Origin of the sequence: Mesorhizobium sp. M1E.F.Ca.ET.041.01.1.1, from assembly GCF_003997355.1 — a bacterium.
Classification (GTDB): domain Bacteria; phylum Pseudomonadota; class Alphaproteobacteria; order Rhizobiales; family Rhizobiaceae; genus Mesorhizobium.
In genome coordinates this window covers 1-10,849 of sequence record NZ_RZSL01000169.1, presented here as the reverse complement: position 1 = coordinate 10,849, position 10,849 = coordinate 1, and the positions used below count along the sequence as shown (strand labels likewise).

The following is a 10,849-nucleotide window of genomic DNA, read 5'->3' as shown; positions in this document are numbered from 1 at the left end:
CCCACGCACACGCTCGCCTGGGCCGCCTGGTGTATCGCCAGGCTCGGAGGCTGGAACGGCTACGAAAAGGAACGCCCGCCAGGGCCCATCACCTTCACCCACGGCCTCAGACGCTTCAACGCCATCACAGACGGCTTCGTTCTGGCCTCGCAAAAATGAGCCCGAAGCAAATGTGTGCGCACGCTAGCCCCTTGTGGGAGAAGGTGGATCGGCGCGATAGCGCCGAGACGGATGAGGGGTATTCCAGCGAAGTGAGACGCTGGCGTTCCCTGGAGCACCCCTCATCCGTCGCCTTCAGCGACACCTTCTCCCACAAGGGGAGAAGGGACGCCCCCTATCGCTCAGTCTGAAAATCCACCCGGACGGGCGATGCGAGGCTCCCGTCGTTCCGGCACACCTTGACGCAAGCCGGACGCCGGTCGCAAAATCCCCGGGCAGGCGAAGGGAGGCCAGTCGCCTGCGGGAGGAAATAGACCCATGACGGACGCGATCAGGCTCTATTGGGGCCGGTTCGGACATGTCTCTGTCCTGAATGTCGCCAACGACTTCGTCACCCATGCCCATTGCGAGGCGCATCTCATCATCTGGCTGGAAGGCACGGCCGGGGAAATGACGATCGGCCGCGAGACGGTGCGGCTCGGACAGAGCACCGCGGCCGGCATCAACTCGTTCCAGCCGCACAGCCACGCACTTTCGCGCGACGGCAGGCCCGGCCTTTTCCTCGCCTTCTACATCGATCCCGACTGGGCGCGCCGGCGTCGCGACCTCCCATCGTCGGCGCCGCTGTTTACGCAAGCGGCAATCACGCTGGAACCGTGGCTGCACCAGGCGGCGGCGAACCTGCTCGATCATCTGACCGACAATGAGAGCATCGACGACGTCGCCAACTACGAGATCGAACGCTTCATCGACAGCGTGCTCGACGCCGCCGATGCCTCGGCGCCGCCGGCGGCGCGCGCTCGCATCAACACGATGCTGGATTTCCGCGTCCGCAAGGCGATCCAGTTGATGAAGGCCAATGTCTGCGAGCGCATCTCCTTCGACGACGTGGCGCGCAGCGTCGGCCTGTCACGGCCGCACTTCTTCGCTTTGTTCAAGGAACAGACCAACCTGACGCCGAACGTCTACTGGAACACGCTGCGCATGGAGGAAGCTGTGCGCCAGTTGCAATGGTCGCAAGAGCCGCTGATCTCTGTCGCTTGCAATCTCGGCTTCACCACCCAGGGCAATTTCTCGCGCTTCTTCCGCGATCATGTCGGCGTGCCGCCGACGCTTTATCGCGAAGCGGCCCGGGCAATGTCCTGAGAGGACGTTTTTCAGACTGATTGATAGGCGCGCAAGACGCGTTGATAAGCGCAATACGGCCGACCGCCCTAGCCTTCTTCCCATCTTCGCAAGGGAACGAGCATATGGCGAAAGTCACCATTTCCAGCGTCATCGACGCGCCGGTCGAACAGGTCTGGGCGCGCGTCCGCGATTTCAACGGCCTGCCGAGTTGGCACCCGCGCATGGTGGAAAGCCATATCGAGGACGGCAAGGACGCCACCACGATCGGCTGCGTGCGCAACTTCCAATTGGTCAGCGGCGCGCGGCTGCGCGAAAAACTGCTCGACTTTTCCGACGAGAATTTCCTGGTCAGCTACGCCATCCTCGAAACGCCGCAGCCGATCACCAACCACAAGGCCACACTGCAATTGCGGCGAGTGACAGACGGCGACCGCACCTATGCCGAATGGACCGCAAGCTTCGATGCAGCCCCCGAAGAAGCCGACAAGCTGGCCGAAGGCATGGGCGCCAATGTCTTCCAGGGCGGCTTCAATGCCCTGAAGAGCCATTTCGCCGGCAACAGCTAAATCGGGGAGCGGCCATGTCGCTTGCGCTGCAGACCTTCTCGACGGTGAAAGACGCCAATGCGGCCCTGCAAGCGTCGGGCACCCGTTATCTCGGCGGCGGCACGCTGGTGGTTCGCGGCGCCAATGAGGGCGATGTTTCCGTATCAAGCCTCGTGCGCGTCACCGAGCCTTCTCTGTCGGCGATCACCGTTTCCGGCGGCAGGGTCCAGCTCGGCGCTTCGGTCACCATGGCCGCGATCGCCCGCCATCCCGATCTTGCCGCCGTTGCACCGGCCGCGCGCGCTGTCGGCGGCCCGGCGATCCGCAACATGGCGACCGTCGGCGGCAATCTGTTCGCCCCTGCCCCTTACGGCGATTTCGCCGTGGCGCTGCTGGCGCTCGATGCAACCGTCACTGCCGGGACCGGCGAGACGCCGATCGAAGCCTTTCTGGCCGGCCGCGACGACAGCCGCGCCATCGTCACGGCTGTCGGCTTCTCCCTGCCCAAGGCGGATAGCTTCCGCTTCCTCAAGGTCTCGCGCGTGAAGCCGAAAGGCATCTCGGTGCTGAGCATCGCGGCACTCCTGCAGCGCGCCGCCGACGGCACGGTGACGTCCGCCCGCATCGCGCTTGGCTGCATGGCTGATCGGCCGATGCGGGCCAAGACCGCGGAGAAGGCGTTGCTTGGCTGCAAGCTCACGTCCGAGGAGATCGCGCCGGCGCTTGCCGCTGTTGGCGAAGGAATTGCACCGATCACCGACCCGATCGCCAGCGCCTGGTATCGAGCCGAGGTGCTGCCGGTCCATCTCGGGCGCCTGCTGCTGAGTTAAACATTCGTGGGGGACGCGCGTCTGTCCGGTCATTCGGGCAGGCGCGCAGGGAGGAAGAATGGCAAAGGTCCCGGTTCAGTTCACGCTCAACGGCTCCGAAAAAGCCGAATTCATCGAGAGCGGCACGACGCTGCTCCACGCGCTCAGGGACAAGATCGGCGATACCTCGCCTAAGGGCGGCTGCCACCAGGGCACCTGCGGCGCCTGCTCGGTCATCATCGACGGCGAACTGAAACTCTCCTGTCTGACGCTGGCCGAGACCTGCAACGGCGCCGACATCAGGACCACCGCCGGTCTCGCCGAAGCTGGTGTCCTGCATCCGCTGCAGCGCGCCTTCCTCGATGCCTTCGCCACCCAATGCGGCTTTTGCACGCCGGGTGTGATCATGGCCGCCAAGGTGCTGCTCGACCGCACGCCGAACCCCAGCCGCGAGGACGTCGTCGAGGCGCTGTCCGGCAACATCTGCCGCTGCACCGGCTACGAGCCGATCATCCAGGCGGTGCTCGCCGCCGCGCGCGCCAACTCGCAGAACGCCGCCTGAGGGGACCAGACATGGAGCTGCGCAAGGATTATTTCGCCGATGTCCGCAAGGACGGCCTCAACGAGATCGGCCAGCCGCGTCCTCGACTGGACTCGCCAGGGCATGTCACCGGCAAGACCGCCTATTTCTCCGACCGCAATTTTCCCGGCATGCTGCATCTGAAGATGGTGCGCAGCCCGCATCACCATGCCCGCATCCGCTCGATCGACACGTCGGAGGCGGAAAAGCATCCGGGCGTGGTGAGGGTGCTGACAGCCAAGGACGTGCCACACAACGTCTACACCATCCTGATCCTGATCCAGATCGGCCCCGAGGACGAAACCGTGCTTGCCGACGGCAAGGTGCGCTGGAAGGGCGAAGCGGTAGTGGCGGTGCTGGCCGAGACCGAGCGCGCGGCGCAGGAAGCCGCCGCCAAGGTCAAGGTCGATTACGAGGTGCTGCCGGCCGTCTTCGACATGGAGGAAGCGCTGAAGCCCGGCGCGCCGATCGTCAACGAATATCACGGCCAGAACTATTACCTCTATGACAGCGGCGAGTGCCGCAAGGTGCGCTTCGGCGATGTCGAGGCAGGTTTTGCCGAGGCCGATCACATCCTCGAGCAGACCTACCAGTCCTCGCCGATCGAGCACGCGCCGACCGAGACCACCGGCTGCGTTGTGGCGCCCGAGGGCAATGACCGCTTCACCTGCTACACCAACACGCAGGCGATGTTCTTCACCCTCGACAACGCCTCGATCATCCTGCAGATGCCGGGCTCGAAGCTGCACTTCGTCGGCGGCACCGTCGGCGGCGGCTTCGGCGGCAAGGTCGACGTCATCGTCGAGCCGATCGCCATCCTCGGGGCCAAGCTAACAGGACGCCCGGTCTGTTTTATCTACAGCCGCGAGGAAGAGATGCAGATCTCCTCGCCCCGCGCGGCCGAGAAGGTCGTCATCAAGGACGGCGTGATGAAGGACGGCCGCATCGTCGCGCGCAAGGTGACCGGCTATACCGATGCCGGCGCCTATTCGCGCCATTCGCCCTATGGCGCGCAGAAGGGCGCCGCGCACTATCCCGGGCCCTACACGATCCCGAATGTCTGGATCGACACCTACTGCGTCTACACCAACCGCACCCCTTCCTCAGCCATGCGCGGCTTCGGCGTCACCATCGGCGACTTCGCGCTGGAGGTGCAGATGGACAAGCTGGCGCGGCTGATCGGCATGGACCCGCTCGAATTCCGCTTCATCAACGCCTATCGCGACGGCGACATGAAGGCACATCGCCAGCCGACAGAGGGCGCGGCGCTGATCGAGTGCATGCAGGAAGCCTCGCGCGCCGCCAACTGGCCGGTGGCGGAGAAGTTCATGGCGATGTCCTCCTACAGGAAGGGAGCTTGAGATGGCGATACGGCGCGGACGCGGCGTCGCCGCGATCAACTATCCGACCGGCATGAATCTCGGCGGCGACCCGACCCAGGCGCTGGTGCATTCGACGCCGACCGGCAATTTCATGGTGACGCTCTCCAGCGTCGATCTCGGCCAGGGCATGAAGCAGATCATGGCGCAGATCTGCGCCGAGACCATCGGCGTGCCGACCGACCGCGTCGTCATCGACACCGCCGACACCGACACCGGCCCGCACTGCATGGGCACCTTCGCCTCGCGCGGCACGCACCGCGCCGGCAACGCCGTCATCCAGGCGGCCAGGGAAGCCCGACAGGTTATGCTGGAAGTGGCGGCCGAGGAGCTGGAGGTGAATGCCTCCGACCTGGAGACCGATGGCCAGGGCAACATACTGGTGAAAGGTGCGCCGCAGCGATCGATCTCGATCTTCGATGTCGCGCTTTCCGCGCATTTCAAGCGCGGCCGCTCGATCTCCGGGCGCGGCATGTTCTTGATCCCGCGCTCCTATCCGGAAAAGGAGACCGGCGCGATGAAGCCCTCGACCTGCTACGCCCATGCCTGCACGGTGGCGGAGGTCGAGGTCGACGACGAGACCGGCGAGGTGACGGTGCTCACCGTGAAGAACGTCTTCGAGATCGGCCGTGCGCTTAATCCGAAGATGGTCGAGCAGCAGCTTGTCGGCGGCTCCTGGATGGGCATCAGCCACGCGCTCTATGAGACGACCGAGCCCTATTATCCGAGCCGGGACCATGGCGGCACCGACTTCAACCAGTACCTGATGCCGGGACCTGGCGATCTCGCCGAGACCGAGATCATCGTGCTGGAGCGCCCTTCCGCCGACGGCCCGTTCGGCGCCAAGGGTCCGGGCGAGATGTGCGCCAATCCGCAGATCCCGGCCGTCGCCAACGCCGTCTTCGACGCCGTCGGGGTTCGCGTCGATACCTTGCCGATCACGCCCGAACGCATCCTGCGCGCGCTGAAGGCGCAGGCCGCAGGCTGAGCGGAAGATGACCCGCGCCGATGCAATTGAGGTGGCGGCTTCGCCGGAGGCCGTGGCCACGCGCCTCGCCGCTTCACGCTATCTGGCCGACGACGGCCTCGCAACCGCGATCTTCCTGGCGATCCGCTTGGGCAAGCCGCTGCTGCTCGAAGGCGCGCCGGGCGTCGGCAAGACCGAAGCGGCGAAGGCGGTTGCGGAACTGCTCGGCCGCGAGCTGGTGCGTCTGCAATGCTATGAAGGCATCGACGCCGCGCATGCGCTCTACGAATGGAACTACCAGCGCCAGTTGCTCGCCATCCGCCATGCCGGCGAGCACGAGATCGACATCTATGACGACCGCTTCCTGATCGCGCGGCCGCTGCTGCAAGTCTTGCGCGCGCCGGACCAGCGTGTGCTGCTGGTCGACGAGATCGACCGTTCCGACCATGAGTTCGAAGCGCTGCTGCTCGAATTCCTCTCCGATTTCCAGATCAGCATCCCGGAGCGCGGCACGATCCGCGCTGCGACCCAGCCGATCGTCATCCTGACCTCGAACCGCACCCGCGAGCTCGCCGAGGCGTTGCGCCGGCGCTGCGTCTATCACTGGATCGGTTATCCCGACGCCGCGCGCGAGGCCGAGATCATCATGCTGCGCTCGGGCCACGTCGCCGAGGCGACCGCGCGCGCGGTGGCGAATGCCGTGCAGCAGATACGCGCCCGCCCTCTGGCAAAGCCGCCGGGCATCGCCGAAGCCGTCGAATGGGCCAACGCCGCGACCATTCTCGAAAAGGGCGGCAGCCCATGGCCGGAAGCCTTCCGCCGCGCCATAGGGGTGCTGATCAAGGACGAGGAGGATATGTCGGCGATCGCGCCGGAGCTCGGAAGGATCGTCGAGGAGGCGCTGGCGTGATGAGCAATCGCAACGCGCTAGCGCGATACCCTAGGGCTAATGCGCGACGCTGGCGGGACAGCGCCCCCCTCTGTCCTGCCGGACATCTCCCCCTCAAGGGGGGAGATCAGACGTCACGCCGGCTTTCGCCAATCTTCAACGTTGCAGGATTGAGCGGAGCGTCCAAGCTGCCAATCTCCCCCCTTGAGGGGGAGATGTCCGGCAGGACAGAGGGGGGCGCGAAGGAATGATGCGTGGGGAAAGCTTGCCTCGCGCCGCAGCGGCGTTCCTCGACTTCGCCCGGATGCTGCGCCGTCATGCCTTCGCCATCGCACCCGAACAGGTGACCAGCTTCATGCAGGCGGCGGCGCTGCTCGGCCCGCGCTCGATGAACGATATCCGCGAAGCAGCACTCGCGACGCTCGCGCCCCCGCCCGATCGCCGTGTCGAATTCGAGGCGCATTTCCGCGCCTATTTCTATGGCGACGCCAAGCCTCCGATCGACGGCGAGAAGGACGACGAAACCCGCATCAAGGACGATCGCGGCACACGTCAAGAAGAAAGCCAGACCATCCGCAACGAGAAAGGCGGCGAGCTGTCCTCGGCGCTCGAGCAGTTGAGCAGCCGCGATTTCCCGCATGACGCCGACGGCCTGAACTCCTTCCACCGCCGGCTCGCTTCCGCCCTGCCCGCGCGCCGTTCCTTCCGCACCGCGCGCACCCGCTCGCGCGGCACGCTCGATCTCAGGCGCTCGCTGAGCGAGATCGTCAGCGCCGATGGTGACATCCCCGCGCCGCTGCTGCGCCGCCGCCAGATCGTGCCGCGGAAACTGCTCCTGCTCATCGATGTCTCCGGCTCGATGAAGCTGCACACCGCCGATTATCTCAAGCTGGCGCACACTACGGTGCAAGGCGCGGACCGCGCGGAAGTCTTCACCTTCGGCACGCGGCTGACCCGCATCACGCCGGTGCTGCGCATCCGCGACCGCGACCAGGCACTGGCCCGCGCCGCGGCGCTCGTCGACGACTGGGATGGCGGCACCCGCATGGGCCAGACATTGCTTGCTTTTCTTTCGGTGCCGCGGTTCTCCGCCTTCGCGCGCGGCGCCTGCATCGTGATCCTGTCCGACGCATTGGAGCGTGGCGACCATTCCGACCTCGAAACCGCGATGCGCCGGCTCAGTGCCCGCGCCTTCCGGCTCTCGCTGGCGACGCCGCTCGCCGGCGATCCGCGCTTCAGGCCGGCGACGGCAGCGCTCCGCGCCATCCTGCCGGTGCTCGACGATCTGGTCGACGGCTCGTCTCTGAAGAGTCTCTCCGATTTCATCCTGTCGCTCGCCCGCCCCGCTCCGGCGGCCGAAGCCATCTGGAAAAGGGTATCGTGATGCGGAAAGCCATCGACGCGCATTTCCACATCTGGCGCCAGCAGGATCAGCCCTGGCTGGTCGGGCCGATGGTGCCGCGCATCTTCGGCCCTTACGAGCCGATCCGCCGCGACTATCCGATCACGGAATTCCTCGACGACCAGAAAGGCTCCAGCGTCGAGAAGGCCGTCTATGTCCAGACCAACTGGGCCAAGGAGGATTTCGAGAAAGAGGTGGCGTTCCTGCAGAAGACCGCCGAGGAAACCGGCTGGCCGCACGCCATCGTCGGTTACGCCGACATGACGGTGGATGACGTGCGGCCACAGATCGATCGGCTGATGAAATACAGGCTGCTGCGCGGCGTGCGCATGCAGCTTCACTGGCATGAGACGCCTGCCTTCCGTTTCGCCTCGTCAGCCGACCAGGTGATCGATCCCAAGGTGCGGAAAAACGTGGCGCGGCTGAAGGACTATGGCCTCTCCTTCGACCTGCAGCTCTTCCCGGCGCAAATGAAGGACGGGCTGATGCTGGTCAGCGAAAACCCTCAGACGAATTTCATCCTCACCCATGCGGGCATGCTGACCGGCATGGAGCCGGAAACGACTGAAGCATGGAAGGTAGGCCTGCGCACTCTTTCGGCAGCGCCCAATTTCTACGCCAAGCTGTCGGGGCTCGGCACCTTCGTGCACCGCAACGACCCGGAACTCATCGCCTACATCATCCACAATGCGATCGAAATCCTCGGCAGCGATCGCCTGATGTTCGGCTCGAACTTCCCGATCGAGAAGCTGTGGACCAGCCACGCCGAACTGATCAAGGCGCACCGCGCGGCGGTGGCCAGGCATGGCTCGAAGGCTGAGGCGGATATATTCTGGAACACGGCAGAGAAGGTCTATAGGCCGGTGTGAGCGCGAGGTCGACCATTCCTCGCGGACGACGGTCGGTTCACAATGAGCGGCCCAAGACTTGAACCATGTGCTGTTTGGTGCCGATGGCAATTGGCCCGGCCATCCGCTCTGGCTCGAAGTTCTGTAGTCGCCAAAAACGAAGTGCTGGCTCATTCTCGACGAGCACGCCGAGTTCTACTCTTTCGACCGCCTGGGACTTCAGCCATGTGAAGAAGCCGTCGCAAAGCGCTCGCGCCAACCCTTTCCCGCGAAAGGCTTTGTCGATCATGAGCAACGCGATCCACCAGCACCCTGCCCGGGGATAGTCGCGGTCACAGGCCAACAACCCCACGAGTTCGCCGTCGGCTGCCTTCAGCCCGAATACGAACTTGTCGGCTTCCGTCCTGCCCGGTGGGAAGTTCTCGAATTCCTCGTTCGCGCTGGCGGCATCGGGCGGCTGGCCGCGCTCCAGCACGACATAGTCCGAGCAGGCCCGATAGAGTGGCACCAGTCGAGGTGCGTCTATTCCGATCAGCCCTTCGATCTCGTATCCGGAAAGCGAAATTGGGAATTTTGTCATTTTGTCCACGGGAGTCTGACCTCGTCAGTTCGCCGCCAAATGGCCTGAGACCTCCGCTCCGGCGGATGGCGGCAAGACCATGAAACGCAACGATGCCACGAGTCCGATCAGGCCGATCGCGAGGAAAGCCACTCTGAAGTCTGCGAGGTCGGGCGCCGCTTCGCCTCTGGTAATTTGCGACAGGTTGAGGAGCGCGGCCGCCACGGCCACGCCGAACAGCATCGATACTTGCTGCAGCATGCTGGAAAGCGTCGCGGCCGAGCTTCGCTGCGCCCCGCCGATATCGGCGAAGGCGAGTGTATTCAGCGCGGTGAACTGCATCGAGCGCGAAAGCCCGGCGATCAGCATCAGTGCCACCACCAGCGCCAGCGGCGTCTGCGGCGAGATCGCCCCGCAGGCCATGATCGCCAGCGAGGCGATCAGTCCGTTGACGATCAGCACGCGGCGGAAGCCGAAGCGCCTCAGCGTCGGCGTGGTCACCGCCTTCATGCCGAGATTGCCGAGGAAATAGGCGAGGATCAGCAAGCCCGCATCGACCGGCCGCATCCCGAAACCCACTTGGAACAGCAGCGGCAAAAGGAAGGGCGTGGCGTTGATCGCGACACGGAAGATCGTGCCCGCCGACAGCGTCGAGACGGCAAAGGTCAGCACCTTGAAGGCGGAAAGATCGAGCAGCGGATGCGGCGCCCGCAGGAGTTGGCGCACCGCCAGCCAGCCGATTGCAGTGCCGGCGGCAATCATACCCACCGTGGGCAGCACGCCGTTCTCGGGATGCGCGAGGCGCTCCAATCCATAGAGCATAACCGCAAGGCCGAGCGAGGTGAGGAAAAAGCCAGGCCAGTCGAGCGGTCTTGTCTCGGCGTCGCGATCGCCCGGAACGAAACGGGCGACCAGCAGTAATCCGGCCAGCCCAAGCGGAACGTTGATGAAGAAGTTCCAGTGCCAGGAAAGGTAGGTGGTGATGAAGCCGCCGAGCACCGGACCGACCACCGGCGCGAACAAAGCCGGCCAGGTGATCAGCGCCGTGGCGTTGAGCAGTTCCGATTTGGCGGCGTTGCGCAGCACCAGGATGCGACCGACCGGCGTCATCAGCGCACTGCCCAGGCCCTGGACAATGCGGGCGGCGACAAACTGCGTCAGGCTCTGAGAGAAACCGCAGGCGATCGAGGCCAGCGCGAACAACGCGATGGCGCAGAGAAAGACGTTGCGTGCGCCGAAACGGTCGGCGAGCCAGGCCGACAGCGGCACGAACACCGCCATCGCCAGCATATAGGCGGTGATGCCGATGCTCATCGCCACCGCCGGCACGCCGAAGGACTGGCCCATCTGCGGCAGCGACGTCGAGATGATCGTCGAATCGAGCAACTGCATGAAGAAGGCTACGGCGACGATCAGCGCCACGCGCCGTGCCTGGCGCGCCGCCGTCGGCACGGGCTGGGACAATGCCTCGTTGTCGGGAATGCTGGTCATGACGCGCTGGTTGAACAGCATAAGGCTGAACCAGTCCAGAGTTTATCCAACAAACTTTCGTGTCGTCTCGCCGCCTGTTATGGATGAGCGCGG

General features: G+C 64.9%; 11 protein-coding genes. 9 read left to right on the top strand and 2 right to left on the bottom strand.

Features of this window, described 5'->3' with window-relative positions:
* The first annotated feature begins 477 nt into the window (after window positions 1-477).
* From EOA38_RS16020 to EOA38_RS15975, 9 genes are all read left to right on the top strand, one after another.
* Window positions 478-1,305: an AraC family transcriptional regulator gene (locus tag EOA38_RS16020; RefSeq protein WP_126092986.1), complete on the top strand. Its 828-nt coding sequence runs from the start codon at window positions 478-480 to the stop codon at window positions 1,303-1,305.
* A 104-nt stretch (window positions 1,306-1,409) separates the two neighbouring features.
* Window positions 1,410-1,853 (top strand): SRPBCC family protein, encoded by a 444-nt coding sequence (locus tag EOA38_RS16015; protein ID WP_126092985.1) that lies wholly within the window; start codon window positions 1,410-1,412, stop codon window positions 1,851-1,853.
* Between the two features lie 14 nt (window positions 1,854-1,867).
* Window positions 1,868-2,662, top strand: coding sequence for an FAD binding domain-containing protein (locus tag EOA38_RS16010; RefSeq protein ID WP_126092984.1), 795 nt, complete (start codon window positions 1,868-1,870; stop codon window positions 2,660-2,662).
* A 58-nt stretch (window positions 2,663-2,720) separates the two neighbouring features.
* Window positions 2,721-3,203 (top strand): (2Fe-2S)-binding protein, encoded by a 483-nt coding sequence (locus EOA38_RS16005; RefSeq protein WP_126092983.1) that lies wholly within the window; start codon window positions 2,721-2,723, stop codon window positions 3,201-3,203.
* An 11-nt stretch (window positions 3,204-3,214) separates the two neighbouring features.
* Window positions 3,215-4,582: a xanthine dehydrogenase family protein molybdopterin-binding subunit gene (locus EOA38_RS40960; protein ID WP_126092982.1), complete on the top strand. Its 1,368-nt coding sequence runs from the start codon at window positions 3,215-3,217 to the stop codon at window positions 4,580-4,582.
* Between the two features lies 1 nt (window position 4,583).
* Window positions 4,584-5,588, top strand: coding sequence for a molybdopterin cofactor-binding domain-containing protein (locus EOA38_RS40955; RefSeq protein ID WP_126092981.1), 1,005 nt, complete (start codon window positions 4,584-4,586; stop codon window positions 5,586-5,588).
* Between the two features lie 7 nt (window positions 5,589-5,595).
* Window positions 5,596-6,477, top strand: coding sequence for a MoxR family ATPase (locus tag EOA38_RS15990; RefSeq protein WP_126092980.1), 882 nt, complete (start codon window positions 5,596-5,598; stop codon window positions 6,475-6,477).
* Window positions 6,478-6,703: 226 nt separating this feature from the next.
* Complete coding sequence (locus tag EOA38_RS15980; RefSeq protein ID WP_127221583.1) at window positions 6,704-7,840, top strand: VWA domain-containing protein; 1,137 nt, start codon at window positions 6,704-6,706, stop codon at window positions 7,838-7,840.
* A complete protein-coding gene (locus tag EOA38_RS15975; RefSeq protein ID WP_189349976.1) occupies window positions 7,840-8,727 on the top strand; it encodes an amidohydrolase in 888 nt (295 codons plus the stop codon). The genes EOA38_RS15980 and EOA38_RS15975 overlap by 1 nt, the downstream gene beginning before the upstream one ends.
* Window positions 8,728-8,764: 37 nt before the next feature.
* On the opposite strand, the gene EOA38_RS15970 is transcribed toward EOA38_RS15975, so the two are convergent.
* The gene (locus tag EOA38_RS15970) at window positions 8,765-9,286 is read right to left on the bottom strand and encodes a GNAT family N-acetyltransferase (protein WP_245464954.1); all 522 of its coding nucleotides are present in this window, start codon (window positions 9,284-9,286) and stop codon (window positions 8,765-8,767) included.
* A 24-nt stretch (window positions 9,287-9,310) separates the two neighbouring features.
* Entirely contained in the window at window positions 9,311-10,756 is a 1,446-nt protein-coding gene (locus EOA38_RS15965; RefSeq protein WP_126095848.1) for a DHA2 family efflux MFS transporter permease subunit, read from the bottom strand.
* Window positions 10,757-10,849 lie beyond the last annotated feature (93 nt).